We start from the raw sequence: 15,279 nt of genomic DNA on the forward strand, positions 1-15,279 counted from the left end.
TTCAGGCGTTGACCGCCTCCGCGGTCTCGGGCTGCTCGACGGCGGCCGCCGCCAGCTCCTCGCGGACCTGCGCCAGCGAAGGGTTGGCCCAGGCGCTGCGGACGCCCCAGTAGTAGAAGGCCAGCGCGAGCACGGCGACCAGCGCCAGGTCCACGCCCTCGGGGATGTAACCCTGCCCGCCGTACTGGGTGCTGCCGGCCCAGGAGACGCCGGCCATCACGACCAGGTAGGCGATCATCCAGACGCCCGCCTTCAGGTGCGGCTTCAGCACGTCCCACGGCTTGCGCAGCTCGTACCAGGCCCAGATCGGCAGGCCGGCGGCCATCAGCACGATCACCTTGCCGGTCAGCGGCCAGCGGGCCCAGTAGAGGACCAGCGAGCCGAAGACCATCGCGACCGGGGCGATCACCGGCATCGCGCGCAGCCGCACCGGGCGCGCCAGGTCGGGAGCCAGCCGGCGCAGTGCCATCACGGCGACCGGGCCGGTGATGTACGAGATCACCGTGGCGACCGAGACGATCGAGGCCAGCGACCCCCAGCCACGGAAGACGGCCAGGAAGAGGAAGGCGATGAAGAGGTTCAGCAGCAGCGCCGGGCGCGGCACGCCGGTCTTGGGGTCGACCCGGCCGAAGATCGAGGGCAGCTGGCCGTTCTCCTGCACGCCGTGGATCATCCGCGAGGTGGTCGCCGCGTAGATCATGCCGGTGCCGCTGGGGGAGATGAAGGCGTCCGAGTAGAGCAGCAGCGCCAGCCAGTTCAGGCCCCAGGCGAGCGACAGGTCCGCCAGCGGGGACTTGTACCCGATGGTCGACCAGCCGTGCTCCACCACCGAGTGCGGCAGCGCGCCGATGAAGGCGACCTGCAGCGCGATGTAGATCACCAGCGCGATCACGATCGAGCCGATCACCGCCTTCGGCAGCGACTTGCCCGGGTTGCGGGCCTCGCCGGCCAGGTTCAGCGGCGACTGGAAGCCGTTGTAGGCCCAGACGATGCCAGAGGTCGCGACAGCGGTGAAGACCGAGTTCCAACCGTTCGGGGCGAAGCCGCCGTGGCCGGTCAGGTTGTGGCTGTCGAAGTGCGCCAGCAGCAGGCTGCTCGCGGTGAGCACCGGGACGACCACCTTGAAGACGGTGATCGCGGTGTTCGTCTTGGCGAACAGCGTGATGGCGAACCAGTTCAGCGCGAAGTACCCGACCAGCAGCACGCTGGCCAGCGCCACTCCGCTGGTGGTGAGCTTCTCGCCGTCGAACAGCTGGTGCGCCCAGCCGAAGTGCCACGAGCTCATGTACTGCACGGAGGCGGTCGCCTCACCGGGGATCACCGACACGATGGCGATCCAGTTGGCCCACGCCGCCAGGTACCCGGCCAGCGAGCCGTGCGAGTACTGCCCGTACCGGACCATGCCGCCGGCCTTGGGGAACATCGAGCCGAGCTCGCTGTAGGTGAGGGCGATCACCAGGGCCACCGCGGCACCGATCACCCAGGCCAGGATCGCGGCCGGCCCGGCCAGCTTGGCAGCCCGCTCGGCGCCGAACAGCCAGCCGGAGCCGATGATCGAGCCGAGGCCGACGGCCGTCAGGGCGATCGTGCCGAGCGACCGGCGGTAGTTGTTTTGGGACGCCGTTGTCGGCTCGGGCGCGCTCAACGTCTGAGTCCTTCCGTTTCGTCTCGAGCCCGTAAACGCCGACACGAGGTGGGCGCCGTCCAGGCCGGGCAACCCGGGGAGACTAAGCCACAAAAGCGGACGTAAACCTCAGGTGAACCTCAGATTGTTCGATCGTTGTCATTCCGTATCCGGTAATAGCCACACTGGCGCTACCCTGCCGCCGCCGAGCGTGGTGTTGCTCACCAGGGCGCGCCGGCGTGCGGCAGCGTGAGACGGGCGCGCGAGTAGGGCCTTTGCGCTGTTGGTGGGAATGGGGGTGGCGCCGGCTCGCGGTCTGGGGCGGGGCCCGCGGGTCAGGGCGGGGCGCTCACGCGGGACTGTTCGGGGCCTTCGTACTCTTCGCGTTCCCCAATCCGGCGTTCTCCGATGTCATGTGCGTGGAACATCGAAAGGGGACCCGGTACATGCCTGGCGCGCTCGTGGCCGCCGTGCGGGCTGGCGAGTTGCCTGTCGTCTACTGCAACCACCGCACAGCGCGAGGCAAGTTGTTCCATGCCACACCTCAGACGGTGACGGCATCGACTCCACAGCCGGGCAGCGTGGCGGCGTACGCTTCGATGTCCTCCCGGTCGGTGGTCAGCACAGTGCCGCCTCCGTGAGTGATGGCAATGAAGACCGCCAAGGCATCCACTGGGTCCGGCCGCTTCTTCGCGGGTAGCACCGCCGCGCCGATCATGTCCCCGATGGTTTTCCAGTCTCCGGTGTCCAGGCCCGCCGCGCACGGGAGACAGCGGGGCGGAAGCGCACCGGGGTACACCGTACGGGCCCCAGGGTGGACGAACACCTCGTCCAGGAGTCTCTTCCAGGAATAGGCGATTTTCGTGCTGGTGCGCCACGCCTGGGAGAGGGCCGGACCCGGGACGATCGGCGCATGTCCGCCGGAGGTGACGAAGCCCTTGTGCAGGGTCCTTGCCCGACGGTCCTGGTTGACCAGAGCGATCAGCACCCCGGTGTCGTAGACGATGACGGTCACGCTGCGCCCTCAGTCCGGGATGGACGGCCCAGGATCGCATTGATCTCGGCCTGTTCCTCTGCGGTCAGCGTGATGTCGTCGGTCCAGGTGTCGCTTCCGGCCTGCTCCTCGGCTTCGGCCCGAGCCCGTTCGAACGGTTCGAAGAGCATCTCGACCCGGTCCTGCTGATCCATCTGCGCCTGCGCGGCGATGGTGAGGAGAGTGGAGACGTCGAGCCCGACGGCTGCGGCATGGTCCCTGATCTGGTCCCGAACCTCTGCCGGCATCAGGGCCATGGACTTCGCTCGCACCCGGCGATGCCCGGCGGGCGTACCGCCGCCCTGGAGTGAGTCCAGCGCGACTGCGCGTACGGCTCGGCCAGTGGCTCGCGCTCGCGGGAAGGCACTGCCTGCTCGTCCATGATGTGGACCACATAATTCCGATTAAGTGCATTAGATGGTAGCCGTTGAAATCGAGCCATATCGGCCGCGTCCTTGACTCCGCTTCTGCTCCTACGGTAGCTTTATGGCCGAATTTTTCATCATATCCAGGGGGAAGTATGGCCGCTCAGTGGGAGCCCGACCCATCCGCGTCCTTCGCACGACGCCTGGGCAAGTCCTCGCACGAGCTCGGACAGACGTCCGGAAACACCAGCTGCCCGGATATCTGGGAGCTGGACAATGGCGACGTCGCCGTCATCGGACGCGAACTCACCTCATCGTACGAGGGCAGGCTGCCGGCGGGCGTGAGCGTCGACCCAGGTGAGCGGCTGGTCGTCATCCCGCGTGCGACCATCATCGCTGCGAAGGCGGACATCCCGAATGAGTGAGCTGCTTGCCGGCTCGACCAGCGAGCGCATGGAATTGGCCGCGTACTACGCTGATTTCGAGAGCATTTTCTGGAATATCACCGACCTCGGTTTCTGGAAACTCGAGCGCCAGCAGACCTTCCGGGAGCCCGGATACGACAGCTGGGCGGCCTTCGCCAAGGGCGAATGGGATCGGTCTCTCGGCATTCTGGAGGCCGGTCGAAAGGATATGGAGGACTACCACCGGAGAATCCACGAGCACGGTTTCTCCGCCCGCCGCGTCCGGGTCGTGGAAGAGCCCATCAGCGCCTATCTCCAGTGGGAACTCCACGCGCTGCGGGTGCGCGACCAGAGCGGCGGCCCCATCCGGATCGTCGGCCCTGCCCAGGTGGCGGCGTTCGAGGCCAGCGGTCCGCTCCCCGAGATCTACACGCTCGACTCGACGGTCATGTACCAGGCCGTCTACGACGACGATGGCGTCCTCGAATCCGTCCGGCGGTTCACCGACCGCGAACTTATCCGCAGCTGCCGACAGTTCATCGCCGACCTGTACGCGGTGGGCGAGCCCCTGGAGAGCTACTTCCAGCGCTGCGTGGCGGTGTTGCCACCGCCGGCCGGTCAGCCGTGAGCCAGGACGAGACCGGGTCGGCGGCACCCGCCGGCGGCTCCTGGCAGGCCAATCGAATCGACGGGGCGGCGACGGCCGGCGATGTTGTACAGGCACGTGATGTGCATGGTGGCGTGCATTTCCATCAGCCGGTCGCATCCTTCTCGGTGACGCCACGTCAGCTCCCGGGGGCGGGTCGGCACTTCGTCAACCGTCGTGGTGAGATGGGCCGCCTGGACACCATCGCCACCGAAGCTCCTGGAAGCGACGATCAGTCGGCGACCCTCGTTGTGGCGGTCATCACCGGTACAGCGGGAGTCGGCAAGACCTCGTTGGCCGTGCACTGGGCCCACCGGATCCGCCGGCGATTCCCGGACGGCGCCCTGTACGTCAACCTCCGTGGGCATGACGCCGCCGCTCCGGTCGCACCAGAGCAGGTACTGGATCGCTTTCTGCGGGATCTGGGTGTTCCGACGGTGGCGATTCCGGTCCATCCCGAGGACCGGGCGTCGTTGTACCGGTCGATCATGGCCGACCGCCGGATGCTGGTGATGCTGGACAACGCCGCGGCGGCCGCGCAGGTGCGCCCGTTGTTACCGGCCACACCCGGCTGCCTGGTCCTGGTGACCAGCCGGAACAGCCTCGCCGGCCTGGTCGCCCGGGAGGGTGCGTACCGGGTGGACCTGGGTCGCTTCCCCGAGGCGGACGCCGTCACGCTGCTGCGCGCGGTGACGGCCTCCTACCGGACGCAGGACGACCCCGGCGAGCTGACGGAACTGGCCCGCCTGTGTGCGAGGTTGCCGCTGGCGCTGCGGATCGCGGCCGAACGGGCGGCCGGCCGACCACGGATGCTGCTGGCGGAGTTGATCGCCGACCTACGGGACGAGTCGGCGCGTTGGGACGTGCTCACGGCGGAGGGCGAGGCGGAGGCGGACGCGATGAGCAGTGTGTTCACCTGGTCGTACCAGGCACTGCCCGAGGGTGCGGCCCGGCAGTTCAGGCTGCTCGCCCTGCACCCGGGCGACCAGTTCGGTCTGCCGGCGGCCGCCGTGCTGGCGGGTACCACTGCGGCCGAGGCGCGCCGCAATCTGGATGCGCTGGTCGGGGCCCACCTGGTCGAGGAGATCGCCTCGGCCCGGTACCAGTTGCACGACCTGCTACGGGCCTACGCCGCCGATCGGGTCCGGGACGTCGAATCCGAGCAGGTTCGGGCCGAGAGCAGACGACGGATTCTCGCCTGGTACCTGTACACGGCAGGCAACGCCCAGTCGGCCATCGCACCGTTCGACCGGTACGAGCTCGACCAACAGGTGCCTCAGGATGCCGCGCCGCTGGTCTTCGACGGCTACCAGCCGGCGTTCCAGTGGTACTCGGCAGAGGCCGACAACCTCGTCGCCACCACCCGGGCTGCCGCGGAGTTCGGCTTCCATCGGATCGCCTGGCGTCTGGCGGTGGTGTTGCGTGCCGTCTACATGCATCAGAACGCTTTCGAGGACTGGGAGTCGACCGCCAGGATCGGCATCAGCTCCGCCGCCCAGGCCGGGGAACGCGCGGGTGAGGCCGAGGCCCTGGAGAGTCTGGGGAAGGCGTACTTCCAGTCGCGGCGGCTGGCGGAGTCCGAGGAGTGTCACCGCGCGGCGCTCGCCGTTCGACGTGACATCGGCGACCGGTTCGGCGAGGCCGTGTCGATCAACGCCCTGGGCCTGCTCGGCCTGCGCCGGCGAGAACTCGACGCGGCACGTTCCCACTTCGAGGCCAGCGCGGCGATCTTCCGCCAACTCGGTGACCTCCGGTGGACCGCGCTCCTCCAGGGGAACCTCGCCGAATCGCTGTGCGAACTCGGCCGCTTCCAGGAGGCGGCGGAGACGCTGTGCGAGGCGCTGGCCGTCTTCCGCGAACTCGGTGACCGAAGCGGTGAGGGCAACGCGCTGTTCTTCCTCAGCCGAGCCCAGCGCGAGTTGGGCCGGACCGGCGAGGCCCGCGCGTCGGTCGACGCCGCGCTGGCGATCGCCGCCGAGGCGGGCAACAGCGTGTGGCAGGCGCACTGGCTGGTCGAGTTGGCGAACGTCGAGCGCGCGGCGGGGCGGCCCGAGGATGCCCTGCGGTCGAGTCGGCTGGCTGCGGACATCCAGCGGCGACTCGGCGATCGAAGCCGTGCGGCCACGGCGCTGGACCGCGCCGGGGAGGCGTGCCGCGATCTCGGCAGGTTCGGTGAGGCGGCGGACCTGCATCGGCAGGCCGTCGAAACGCATCGGGAGTTCGGCGACCGATGGCAGTTGGCCGGTGCCCTGGACAACCTCGCCCGGTGCCTCCGGCACGATGGTGCTGTCGATGAGGCGCGGGGGCACTGGGCCGAGGCGCTGGCCCTGCTGTCGGACTTCGCCGATCCGCAGGCGCTCGCGCTGAGCCGCCGGATCGCGCTGCGGCTCGCGGATCTCTAGCGAGAATCCGCGGGTGCGGACTCGGTGATCCAGATCGGACCGTCGGCGCATTCCAGGCGGATCCCGTCCGCCGGAGTCAAGCGGGTGCGCAGGACCTTGAGGAAACGCCCTCCGATGTCGGCGACGGGTCCGAGACCGGGGCCGATGAAACGGAAGGTCCGCACCTGGTTGTGTACTTCGCGTGCGGTCTTCGACGTGTCGAGGATCGAGAACTCCGGTTCCAGCAGGCCCGCATAGCTGGCGCGACTCCCGTCCTGGGGCTCGCCGGGAAATCCGCTCGGCAGCAGGCGCAGAGTGTCGGCGAGCAGGTCGCTGATGACCGGCCCGAGTCCGGACCAGAGTCGCTCAGGGGTGACGTCGTCCTCGATCGGGATGCCGCCTTGCCGGGCGAGGATCGGACCGGTGTCGAAGTTCTCGTCCATGCGGTGGACCGTGACGCCGAGGTGGGTGTCGCCATTGCGGATCGCCCACAGGACCGGGGCCGGGCCGCGGTACTGGGGCAGCAGCGAGCAGTGGACGTTGACCACGCCGAACCGGGGAATCCGCAGGACGGACGGGGGAAGTCGCCAGGAGAACCCGTAGACCACGAGGAGGTCCAGGTCGTATCCGGCCAGCGACTTCGCCAGGCCCTCGGAACTCCCGGGAACCAGCAGGTCGATTCCGGCGGGGATTTCCTGGAGGAGCTGGCCGACCGTCGCCGTGGCGTAGGTGTCCGTGGGTGTGTTCGGTTTCATCGAACGGCAGTAGACGTGGACGACCGGTTCGTGTCCCTCCCGCTGGCAGACGGAATGCAGGGCCAGAAACTCACGCGTCCCAAAAGACGCAATGCCGATGCGCATCGGGTTCGCCACGGGTGAGACCCTAGCAGCGGCGTGGGGCTGACTGTCGGTCAAATCGATTCAGTCGGCCCGGCCGACCGGTTACCCCGACATCGGCTGTGCCGTTTCGGCCGGCGCCTGCGACTCCTGCTCGGAGCCGGCTGCGGCGAACGAGCGCAGGCCGGGCGTGGCCGCGCCGATCGCCGCAACCGCCGCGAGGCACAGCAGACCGCCGCCGACCACCGCGGCGGCGCCCGAGGTCGCGCCCGCCACCAGGCCGGCGCGCAGGTTGCCGAGGTCGGGGCCGGCCTGGCCGACGACCTGCTCGGCGGCGCTGACCCGGCCGAGCATGGCGTTCGGGGTGTGCAGTTGCACGATGGTGCTCCGGGACACGACGGAGACCGTGTCGGCCGCGCCCGCCAGCACCAGGAAGCCCAGCCCGACCCACGGGTTGTCCGACAGGCCGAAGAGCGCCAGCGCCGCTCCCCACGCGGCCGAGCCGCCGAGCATCAGCAGGCCGGGGCGGGACAGCCGGGTGATCGCCCCGGAGAGAACGGACGCGGCGACCCCGCCGGCCGCGATGGCGGTCAGGAAGAGCCCGAGGGTGCGCGGGTCGTCGTGGAACCGCTCGGCGTTGATCAGCGGGAAGAGGCTGATCGGCATCGACAGGACGGTGGCGGCCAGATCGGTGAGCAGCGCGCCGCGCACCGCGGGGTTGCGTGCCATGAAGGCGAGGCCGTCCAGCACGCCGGCCAGGCCCGGTCGGGCCGGCTTCCCTTCGGGTCGCATCGGGGGCAGCCCGAACGCGCCGAAGAACGACGCCCCGAAGGTCACCGCGTCGATCAGGTGGCAACCGCCGACGCCGAACCGGCCGAGGACCAGCCCGCCGAGCGCCGGTCCGAGCAGCATCGCCCCCTGGAACGAGATCCGCTGGAGTGCCAGCCCGGCCGCGAGTTGGTTCCTCGGCAGCAACTGCGGGATGAACGTGCGGGACGCGGGCCCGCCGCAGGCGGTGAAGCAGGACTGCGCCGCGACCAGCAGCAGCACCCCGGCCACCGGCAGGTGGCCGAGCAGGCCCTGTAACGCCAGCAGGACCGCGCAGGCGGCCTGGCCGGTGGTGGTGACCAGGTAGAGCCTGCGCCGGTCCGCCCGGTCGACGAGCGACCCGGCGAAGAGTCCGAACCCGATCAGTGGCAGGGCCTGGGCCAGGCCGACCGCGCCGGTCCAGACGGTGCTACCGGTGGTCTGCCAGACCTGGAACATCACGGCGACGACGGTCAGCTGGCTGCCGAGGCCCGAGCAGGTCCGGCCGATCCACAGCCGCCGGAACGCCGGCGACGTCCGCAGGGGCGAGGTGTCCATCAGCACATGTCTCAGGTCCACTCCGGGTCCTCCGCGAGCTTCTCGGCGATCCGGTCGTGAAAGCTCTTGCGCTGCAGGGCCTGCTCGATGTCGCCGACCACTTGGCTGAGGGGGTAGGGGATCTCCGCCTCGATCTCGGCGATCGCGGCCTCGGTGGCCCGCCACTCCGCGGTCAGCCGGATCACGATGCGGCGGGCCTTGGGCGTCAGGGCGACCTTCTTGCTGCGGGCGTCAGCGCCGGGCACTGTCCGCACCAGGCCGGCCGCGCGCATCGCGGCGACCTTCTGGCTGAGCGCCGAGTGCGTGCGCTGCACGGACTCGGCCAGTTCGGTGATGGTCATCGGCCCTCGGGCGTGCAGCCGGATCAGCTCCATGACGAAGCTCGGCCGAACTCCGTCGATCTCCGCTTCTGCGTAGATCCGCGCGATGTCGGCGTCCATGGCCGCCTGGAGCAGTCGTAGTGGACGCCAGCGGCTCTGTTCGGTCGGATCGGGTGCACTGTTCTCGGCCATGGGCACATCGTAACAGCACTTATATAAGGGCTGTTGGAAATATCCTGACCTCGCGTCAACCCTCGGTCGGGCGCGGCCCCGTGGCTCGGTTCAGCTCGTCCCAGCCGGAGAGCTTCACCCGGGTGGCGCGGCCCAGTTCGGCGGCGAGTTCGCGCTCGCGGCGGTCGATGCCGAGCCAGGCGGCGTAGCTCACCGGGCGCACGCCGCGGGCGGCCAGCAGGTCGGTCAGCCGGGGGCGGTGGGTCGGGGCGGTGGCGGCCGCGTGGTCGGCGAGCAGGGCTCGGACGGTCTGGGCCGCGTCGGACTTGTTGGTGCCGATCACGCCGGTGGGGCCGCGCTTCAGCCAGCCGGCGACGTACTCGCCCGGGCGCGGGGTGCCGTCGGCCGCCAGGACCCGGCCCTCGGCGTTGGGGACGACGGCGTGCTGCTCGTCGAACGGCACGCCGGGCAGCGGGACCGAGCGGTAGCCGACCGAACGGAGCACCAGTTGCACCGGGAGGGTCGCGTACCGGCCGGTGCCGGTGAGCCGGCCCGACCCGTCGAGTGCGGTCCGCTCCACCCGCAGGGCGGTGACCCGGCCGGGGCCGGTGAGTTCCACCGGTCGCAGCCAGAACCTGAGCGAGACCCGCCTGGGACGGTCCTGCGGCGGACGGTGCGCCCACTCCGTCAGGACCGCCAGGTTGTCGCGGATCCGACGATCGGACCGGGGTGGCTCGCTGTCGAGTACGTCGGGGGCGACGGCGGCGCCGAGCTCGAGCTCGGCCGGGTCCACCGCGATGTCGCTGCCCGGCAGCTCGCCGAGGGCGCGCAGCTCCCGGGTGGTGAACTTCGCCTGCGCGGGGCCGCGGCGGCTGATCAGGTGGATCTGCCTGACCCGGCTGGCGGCCAGGGCGGCGAGTACCGGTTCCGGCACGTCGGTGGCGGGGAAGTCGGTGGCCGGTCTGGCGAGGATGCGGGTCACGTCGACCGCGACGTTGCCGGCGCCGATCACCGCCACCGAGTCGGCCTGGAGGTCGAAGCGAGCGGGGTCCACGTCCGGGTGCCCGCAGTACCAGCGGACGAACTCGGCGGCGGCCGCGCTGCCCGGCAACTCCTCGCCGGGCACCCGCAGCAGCCGGTCCCGGGTCGCGCCGGTCGCGTAGACCACGGCGTCGTAGCACTGGAGCAGCAGTTCGCGGCTCACGTCGGTGCCGAAGCAGAGGCCGCCGAGGAAGCGGACCCGCGGGTGTTCCAGCACCCGGCGCAGGTAGTCGGCGATCGACCTGATCGACGGGTGGTCGGGTGCCACGCCGTAACGCACCAGGCCGTACGGGGTGGGCAGCCGCTCCAGGATGTCCACCTCGACGTCCGTGTCCGCGCCCGCCGCCGCCGTCTGCTTCAGCACCGCCTCGGCCGTGTAGAGGCCCGCCGGTCCCGCGCCGACCACGGCGACCCGAAGCGGGTTCATCGCGGCTGCGGGGTCCACCGGTCGGGCTCCGCCGGGACCGTGCGCCGCAGGTCGGCACGGATCCGGGCGGCGAGGCGGCGGGTGTCGTGCCGGTTGAGCCGGGCGCCGGCCACCGCGCCGAGCAGGAAGGGGGTCAGCGTCGGCAGCTTGCGCAGCGAGCTGCGGGCGAGCCGTTTGGTGACCTGGCGGCGGACCCGGGGGCCGGCGCTGAGCGCGAGCAGGCCGCCCGGCGTGGTCAGGCTGACCCGGTCGATGCCGCGCCGGTTGGCCCAGGAGGCCAGGTAGGCGGTGGCGCGCTGCGCGCCGCTGCCCGGCGGGCGCTGCCCGTAGACCTCGTGGAGTTCGGCGATCAGCTTGATCTCCACGGCGGCGACGGCGAGCGTCTCGGCGGCGAGTTCCACGGTCATGGCTGGCGGTGTGGGTGCCATGGCCGCCGCGCCCACGCCCGCGCCGACCGCGCTGGAGGCCCGGGCGGCGCCGGTCACCAGCCGGTCGGCCAGCTCCTCGCGGCCGGTGGCGTGCGGATGCTGGGCGCGCAGCGTCGCGAGGTCGCGGACCGGGATGCGCGGCGCGAGGGCCAGCAGTCGATCGGTGAGCCCTCGGACGCCGACTCCGGCGCGGCGGGCCGTGCGGCGCCCCGCCGCGCCGAGTTCGGTGGATCGGTGGCCGGTGCCGCGCGCCAGGTCGGTGACCAGCGCCGTCATCCGGCGGCGGCCGCGGACCTCGCGGGCGGCTTCCTCAGCGGGCGGGCCCAGGTCCCAGTGCTCCATGCCGGCGGCGAGTGAGCTGAGATCGTCGGCGGTCTCCACGGCGTCCCGGTCGGCGGCTCGGCGGCCGGTGCCACCGCGACGTCCACGAATGAGTGCCATGGAGTGCCCCTACCCGCTGCCGCCTGCCGGACACGCGGGTGTCCGGCAGGCGGCAGCGGGTGAGGTCAGGAGGCGCAGTCGACGCAGATCGGCTGGCCGTTCTTGTCCTCACCGGCGAGCTGGGTGCGGTGGTGCACCAGGAAGCAGGTCATGCAGGTGAACTCGTCCTGCTGGATCGGCACCACCCGGACGGTGAGTTCCTCGCCCGACAGGTCGGCGCCGGGGAGTTCGATGCCTTCGACGGCCTCGGTGTCGACGTCGATCGTCGACCCGGCCTTGTCGTCGCGGCGGCCCTTCAGTTCCTCGATACTGTCGTCGCTCGATTCGTCGTTGGTGTTGCGCGGTGCGTCGTAGTCGGTTGCCAAGGCAGTTACCTTCTCGTCGGATGGCGGATCGCAGTCAGCTTGCCCGGTCGCCGCCATGTCTGCCCCCGGAACACGGGTTCCCGGCGTCGTGGATCAGCCACCAGGATGGCGTTCAGGTGCAAGTGTGGCTGATTCGACGTCCCTGGTGTCGCCACTGCGGCAGCGCGGGAAGAAGGAGGGGATGCCAGATGTGCGGGTGACCGAGCCAGTGATGGACGTCGTGCGGCGCGGGCTGCGCGATCCGGCCGTCGTGCAGACGGTGCGCGCGACCGTCGCGGCGACCCTCGCCTACGTCGTGGCGCTGCAGGTGAGCAACCAGCCGGCGCCGCTGACCGCACCGCTCACCGCGCTGCTCGTCGTCCAGGTCACCCTGTACTCCACGCTCACCACCGGCATCCGCCGGGTGAACTCGGTCGTCGTCGGGGTGGTGATCGCGATCGGCTTCAGCTCGGTGATGGGGCTGAGCTGGTGGAGCCTGGGACTGATCATCCTGGCCGCGCTGACGATCGGGCGCTTCGTGCGGGTCGACGAGTTCGTCAACGAGGTCGCGATCAGCGCGATGCTGGTGCTCGGGGTGACCCGGCTGGCCTCGCAGGCCTGGGACCGGGTGCTGGAGACGCTGGTCGGGGCGGTGGTCGGGCTGCTCTTCAACCTGGTGTTCGCCCCGCCGGTCTGGCTGGACACGGCCGGCGAGTCGATCGAGGACCTGGCCCGGCGGGCTCGCCACCTGCTGCTGCGGATCGGGGAGGAGCTGGGCGTGCCGACCCGGGTGGAACGCGCCGCCGAGCGGCTGCACGAGGCCCGCCGCCTCGACCAGGCGATCGCGGACGTGGACGCCGCGCTCCGCCAGGCCGAGGACAGCCTGCGGCTGAACCCGCGGATCAGCGAGGGGCTGCTCTCCCGGCTGGTGCTGCGGACCGGGCTGGACACCCTGGAGATCTGCGTGGTCGTGGTGCGGGTGCTGGCCCGTTCGCTGACCGACCTGGCCAAGCGGCGGGAGACGGACGAACCGCTCTTCCCGCCGGACGTGGCGCTGGAGCTGGAGGAGCTGCTGGGGCACGTCGGGGGCGCGCTGGTGAGCTTCGCCGTCCTGGTGAGCACCCAGGTCAGCAGCAACGCCGCGGAGGCCGAGAGCCGGCTGGCCTCGGAGCTCGGCGCGGCCTGGGCCAGCCGGGACAAGGTCGCCCACCTGTTGCTGCGCCGCGTCCAGGAGCACCCCAAGGCGTGGCAGCTGCACGGCTCCCTGCTGGCCGAGATCGACCGGATCCTGGACGAGCTGGACCTGGACCACCGCTCCCGCCGCCTGATGGAGGAGCTGGACCGCGCCTCCGCCGCCGACCGCGACCGCTTCTCCCGCTTCGGCCGGTTCCGCCGCTTCGTCCGCGGCGAGAGCGCGGGCCGCCGCCGGCGCCGCCGGGGAGCATCGGCCTGATGAGCTGTCAGCTGGTGCGGCCTGCCGGCACCTCCTCGGGCGTGCCGGCCAACTCGGGCACCGGCATGGCAACGGTGGTAAACCGGAGAGGAGGAGAGGAGTGGCCGTGAGCGAGGAATACGACGAGTTGGGCCCCATCGACTACCTCATCGTCGAGTTTCCCGGCAACCGGATGACCGGTGAGGGCATGCCGCTGCTCATCGACCTGGTGGACCGGGGGGTGATCCGCATCCTGGACCTCACGTTCGTGAGGAAGGACCTGGACGGCACCGTCATCGGTCTGGAGATCGCTGATTTCGACGGGGACGGCGCGCTCGATCTCGCAGTCTTCGAGGGCTCCTCCTCGGGCCTGCTCGACGAGGGCGACATCAACGAGGCGAGCAAGGCGCTGGAACCGGGGAACTCCGCGGGCATCGTGGTCTACGAGAACCTCTGGGCCGCACCCCTCGCCGCGGCGCTGCGCCGGGGCGGCGCCCGGCTGGTGGCCAGCGGGCGGATCCCGTACACCGATGTCGTCGCGGCGCTGGACGCGGCCGAGTTGCGCGGGTGACGTAGGGGGCCCGACGTCGGGGGTCGGGGGTCGAAGGGAGCAGCAGTCGGGGGCTGGGGGGCTGAAAGGAGAAGCAGATGCCAGGCCTTCTTCGCGGGGTCGCCCGCACCGCTGTCATCGCCGGGACGGCGACCACCGTCTCCAACCGCGTGTCACGGCGACAGGCGGGCCGCTGGGCGGAGCAGGACGCCACGGCGCAGCCCGCGGCAGCGCCGCCGGCCGCGACCGCTCCGCTCGCGGACACGATGGACGACAAGATCGCCCAGATCAAGCAGCTCGGTGACCTGAAGGCACAGGGCCTGCTCACCGATGCCGAGTTCGAGGCACAGAAGAGCCAGATCCTCAACTCGTGAACGGGTGCCCAGCTGCGCCTGACCGAGCGTCAGGCGCAGTTGGGCGATCCGCTGTCCAGGCCATCGTCGAGGCCGCCGTCGAGGAGGGCGGCGTCGATGGTGAGGGTGAGTTCGTGCAGGCGCCGGCGCAGGTCGATGACCTCCTCGGTCGCCAGGCCGGTGGCGGCGGCGATCCGTCGGGGGACCAGTCGGGCCTGGACGCGCAGCGCCTCCCCGGCCGCGGTGGGGCGGACGGTGACCGAGCGCTCGTCCTCGGCGCTGCGCTCGCGCTGCACCAGGCCCTGGGCTTCGAGCCGCTTCAGCAGGGGGGAGAGGGTGCCGGAGTCGAGCCGCAGCCGCTCGCCGATCCGCTTGACCGGCAGCTCGCCGAACTCCCAGAGCACGAGCATGACCAGGTACTGCGGGTAGGTCAGCCCCAGGTCCTTGAGGACCTCCCGGTAGAGGCCGTTGAAAGCGCGCGAAGTCGCGTTCAGCGCGAAGCAGATCTGGTTGTCCAGGCGAAGGAACTCGTCCTCGGGAAGGCGGGCGCTCATGTAGCCAGCGTAACATCTAGTTGTGCGCAATCTAATTGTGTGATTCCATTGTCCTGTCGGAGCGGCTCGGTACGGTGCCGCTCGGTCGCCTGACCCGCATCGGATCGACACAGAGGGGCTACTCCCATGGACGCGCTGTACACCGCCGTCGCCACTGCCACCCACGGCCGCGAGGGCCGGGCCATCAGCACCGACGGCCAGCTCGACCTCCAGCTGGCCATGCCGCAGGTCATGGGCGGCAACGGCCAGGGCACCAACCCCGAGCAGCTCTTCGCGGCCGGCTACGCGGCCTGCTTCGCCAGCGCGCTGGGCCTGGTTGGCCGCGCCGCCAAGGTCGACACCAGCGAGGTGGCCGTCACCGGCGAGGTGAGCATCGGCAAGGACGAGACCAGCTTCGGCCTCTCCGTGGTGCTGCGGATCGAGCTGCCGGACGGCCTGGACGCCGAGACCGGCCGCAAGCTGGTCGAGCAGGCCCACCAGGTCTGCCCGTACTCCAAGGCCACCCGCGGCAACATCCCGGTCGAGCTCGTCATCGAGTAACACCGCTCATGGCAACGGGCGACG

17 protein-coding genes are annotated in these 15,279 nt (G+C 70.7%); 7 read left to right on the forward strand and 10 right to left on the reverse strand.

From position 1 onward, the window contains the following. Position 1: 1 nt before the first annotated feature. The 3 genes from ABH937_RS03070 to ABH937_RS03080 form a co-directional block, all read right to left on the reverse strand. The gene (locus ABH937_RS03070) at positions 2-1,645 is read right to left on the reverse strand and encodes an APC family permease (protein ID WP_280693895.1); all 1,644 of its coding nucleotides are present in this window, start codon (positions 1,643-1,645) and stop codon (positions 2-4) included. A 523-nt stretch (positions 1,646-2,168) separates the two neighbouring features. Then, positions 2,169-2,639 carry a hypothetical protein gene (locus ABH937_RS03075; protein ID WP_370217087.1) on the reverse strand — a complete coding sequence of 157 codons (471 nt, stop codon included), beginning with the start codon at positions 2,637-2,639 and terminating at the stop codon, positions 2,169-2,171. Continuing rightward, a complete protein-coding gene (locus tag ABH937_RS03080) occupies positions 2,636-2,914 on the reverse strand; it encodes a hypothetical protein (RefSeq protein WP_280693897.1) in 279 nt (92 codons plus the stop codon). Before ABH937_RS03080 ends, ABH937_RS03075 begins: the two co-directional genes overlap by 4 nt. A 263-nt stretch (positions 2,915-3,177) precedes the next feature. Here ABH937_RS03080 and ABH937_RS03085 point away from each other — a divergent pair, with 263 nt between their 5' ends. The 3 genes from ABH937_RS03085 to ABH937_RS03095 all read left to right on the forward strand — a co-directional run bounded on the left by ABH937_RS03085 (position 3,178) and on the right by ABH937_RS03095 (position 6,474). After that, positions 3,178-3,447 (forward strand): hypothetical protein, encoded by a 270-nt coding sequence (locus ABH937_RS03085; protein WP_280693898.1) that lies wholly within the window; start codon positions 3,178-3,180, stop codon positions 3,445-3,447. Further along, complete coding sequence (locus ABH937_RS03090) at positions 3,440-4,054, forward strand: DUF6879 family protein (RefSeq protein WP_280693899.1); 615 nt, start codon at positions 3,440-3,442, stop codon at positions 4,052-4,054. Before ABH937_RS03085 ends, ABH937_RS03090 begins: the two co-directional genes overlap by 8 nt. A gap of 146 nt (positions 4,055-4,200) precedes the next feature. Further along, the gene (locus ABH937_RS03095; protein ID WP_370217088.1) at positions 4,201-6,474 is read left to right on the forward strand and encodes a tetratricopeptide repeat protein; all 2,274 of its coding nucleotides are present in this window, start codon (positions 4,201-4,203) and stop codon (positions 6,472-6,474) included. On the opposite strand, the gene ABH937_RS03100 is transcribed toward ABH937_RS03095, so the two are convergent. From ABH937_RS03100 to ABH937_RS03125, 6 genes are all read right to left on the reverse strand, one after another. After that, complete coding sequence (locus tag ABH937_RS03100; RefSeq protein ID WP_370217089.1) at positions 6,471-7,325, reverse strand: methionyl-tRNA formyltransferase; 855 nt, start codon at positions 7,323-7,325, stop codon at positions 6,471-6,473. The genes ABH937_RS03095 and ABH937_RS03100 overlap by 4 nt on opposite strands. Before the next feature lie 69 nt (positions 7,326-7,394). Continuing rightward, entirely contained in the window at positions 7,395-8,654 is a 1,260-nt protein-coding gene (locus ABH937_RS03105) for an MFS transporter (RefSeq protein ID WP_370217090.1), read from the reverse strand. A gap of 11 nt (positions 8,655-8,665) precedes the next feature. Further along, positions 8,666-9,166, reverse strand: coding sequence for a helix-turn-helix domain-containing protein (locus ABH937_RS03110; protein ID WP_280693903.1), 501 nt, complete (start codon positions 9,164-9,166; stop codon positions 8,666-8,668). Positions 9,167-9,221: 55 nt separating this feature from the next. Further along, positions 9,222-10,631 carry an FAD-dependent oxidoreductase gene (locus ABH937_RS03115; RefSeq protein WP_370217091.1) on the reverse strand — a complete coding sequence of 470 codons (1,410 nt, stop codon included), beginning with the start codon at positions 10,629-10,631 and terminating at the stop codon, positions 9,222-9,224. Next, positions 10,610-11,482, reverse strand: coding sequence for a hypothetical protein (locus tag ABH937_RS03120; protein WP_370217092.1), 873 nt, complete (start codon positions 11,480-11,482; stop codon positions 10,610-10,612). Before ABH937_RS03120 ends, ABH937_RS03115 begins: the two co-directional genes overlap by 22 nt. Before the next feature lie 65 nt (positions 11,483-11,547). Next, positions 11,548-11,847 (reverse strand): DUF4193 domain-containing protein, encoded by a 300-nt coding sequence (locus ABH937_RS03125; protein ID WP_280693906.1) that lies wholly within the window; start codon positions 11,845-11,847, stop codon positions 11,548-11,550. A 181-nt stretch (positions 11,848-12,028) separates the two neighbouring features. Between ABH937_RS03125 and ABH937_RS03130 the strand changes: the two genes are divergently transcribed. From ABH937_RS03130 to ABH937_RS03140, 3 genes are all read left to right on the forward strand, one after another. After that, positions 12,029-13,279, forward strand: coding sequence for an aromatic acid exporter family protein (locus ABH937_RS03130; RefSeq protein WP_370217093.1), 1,251 nt, complete (start codon positions 12,029-12,031; stop codon positions 13,277-13,279). A gap of 106 nt (positions 13,280-13,385) precedes the next feature. Continuing rightward, positions 13,386-13,829 carry a DUF6325 family protein gene (locus ABH937_RS03135; RefSeq protein WP_370217094.1) on the forward strand — a complete coding sequence of 148 codons (444 nt, stop codon included), beginning with the start codon at positions 13,386-13,388 and terminating at the stop codon, positions 13,827-13,829. Positions 13,830-13,906: 77 nt separating this feature from the next. Then, positions 13,907-14,182: an SHOCT domain-containing protein gene (locus ABH937_RS03140; protein WP_280693909.1), complete on the forward strand. Its 276-nt coding sequence runs from the start codon at positions 13,907-13,909 to the stop codon at positions 14,180-14,182. 29 nt (positions 14,183-14,211) lie between these two features. Here the strand turns inward: ABH937_RS03140 and ABH937_RS03145 are convergent, their stop codons facing one another. Continuing rightward, complete coding sequence (locus tag ABH937_RS03145; protein WP_280693910.1) at positions 14,212-14,715, reverse strand: MarR family transcriptional regulator; 504 nt, start codon at positions 14,713-14,715, stop codon at positions 14,212-14,214. Positions 14,716-14,841: 126 nt separating this feature from the next. Here ABH937_RS03145 and ABH937_RS03150 point away from each other — a divergent pair, with 126 nt between their 5' ends. Then, positions 14,842-15,255 (forward strand): organic hydroperoxide resistance protein, encoded by a 414-nt coding sequence (locus tag ABH937_RS03150; protein WP_280693911.1) that lies wholly within the window; start codon positions 14,842-14,844, stop codon positions 15,253-15,255. The last annotated feature ends 24 nt before the right edge of the window (positions 15,256-15,279 follow it).

This window comes from Kitasatospora sp. GAS1066B, from assembly GCF_041262605.1.
GTDB lineage: Bacteria > Actinomycetota > Actinomycetes > Streptomycetales > Streptomycetaceae > Kitasatospora.

What these genes read in the sequence shown, in the direction of transcription:
- ABH937_RS03080 (WP_280693897.1), bottom strand. Translation starts at nt 2,914, where the DNA reads ATGGCCCTGATGCCGGCAGAGGTTCGGGACCAGATCAGGGACCATGCC.
- ABH937_RS03085 (WP_280693898.1), top strand. Translation starts at nt 3,178, where the DNA reads ATGGCCGCTCAGTGGGAGCCCGACCCATCCGCGTCCTTCGCACGACGC.
- ABH937_RS03090 (WP_280693899.1), top strand. Translation starts at nt 3,440, where the DNA reads ATGAGTGAGCTGCTTGCCGGCTCGACCAGCGAGCGCATGGAATTGGCC.
- ABH937_RS03105 (WP_370217090.1), bottom strand. Translation starts at nt 8,654, where the DNA reads ATGGACACCTCGCCCCTGCGGACGTCGCCGGCGTTCCGGCGGCTGTGG.
- ABH937_RS03110 (WP_280693903.1), bottom strand. Translation starts at nt 9,166, where the DNA reads ATGGCCGAGAACAGTGCACCCGATCCGACCGAACAGAGCCGCTGGCGT.
- ABH937_RS03120 (WP_370217092.1), bottom strand. Translation starts at nt 11,482, where the DNA reads ATGGCACTCATTCGTGGACGTCGCGGTGGCACCGGCCGCCGAGCCGCC.
- ABH937_RS03130 (WP_370217093.1), top strand. Translation starts at nt 12,029, where the DNA reads ATGCCAGATGTGCGGGTGACCGAGCCAGTGATGGACGTCGTGCGGCGC.
- ABH937_RS03140 (WP_280693909.1), top strand. Translation starts at nt 13,907, where the DNA reads ATGCCAGGCCTTCTTCGCGGGGTCGCCCGCACCGCTGTCATCGCCGGG.
- ABH937_RS03145 (WP_280693910.1), bottom strand. Translation starts at nt 14,715, where the DNA reads ATGAGCGCCCGCCTTCCCGAGGACGAGTTCCTTCGCCTGGACAACCAG.
- ABH937_RS03150 (WP_280693911.1), top strand. Translation starts at nt 14,842, where the DNA reads ATGGACGCGCTGTACACCGCCGTCGCCACTGCCACCCACGGCCGCGAG.